Source organism: Gluconobacter potus, assembly GCF_015244705.1.
Lineage (GTDB): Bacteria > Pseudomonadota > Alphaproteobacteria > Acetobacterales > Acetobacteraceae > Gluconobacter > Gluconobacter potus.
In genome coordinates this window covers 1-553 of sequence record NZ_JABCQF010000063.1, presented here as the reverse complement: position 1 = coordinate 553, position 553 = coordinate 1, and the positions used below count along the sequence as shown (strand labels likewise).

The 553-nt window shown below is 57.7% G+C and carries 1 protein-coding gene; it reads right to left on the bottom strand.

Annotated features, from left to right (window positions below; all coding sequences use genetic code 11):
* A partial coding sequence (locus tag HKD31_RS15960; protein ID WP_228120978.1) for an IS5 family transposase occupies positions 1-461 on the bottom strand: 461 nt, incomplete at its 3' end.
* Positions 462-553 lie beyond the last annotated feature (92 nt).

Below are 553 nucleotides of genomic sequence, written 5' to 3'. Positions count from 1 at the left end.
AGGAAACTCTTGAAGGATAAGGCGGTCTTGTCGTAGCGGGTCGCGATGCGGCGCATTTGCTTGAGCCTGTTGAACATCCGCTCGATGTGGTTGCGATCCCTGTAACGCCGCCAGTCTGTTTTCTGTGGAGCGCTGCGGCCTTTGCGTGATGGAATGACCGGCAGGATCCCGTGGACCAGCAGCTCCTGGCGGAAACTGTCACTGTCATAGCCCCGGTCGGCCAGCATGGCTTTGGGGTTCGGGACAGGTAGCTTTATCAGGGCGTCTGTGGCTTTGTAATCCGAGACCTGGCCTTCGGTAAGGAGAAAGCCGAGAGGGCGTCCCTGATTGTCACATCGGGCATGGATTTTGCTCGTAAAGCCGCCGCGTGACCGACCAAAAGCCTCCGAATAAGCCCCCCTTTTGCCCCAGTGGCCTGTGAATGGGCGCGGATTACGGTGCTGTCGATCATATGCTGCCAGTTATCAGTCAGCCCCAGATCTACCAGGGTCTGTAAAAGAGCATCCCAGACACCCTGTTCAGCCCAACGCCGGAACCGGACATAGACCGAGTT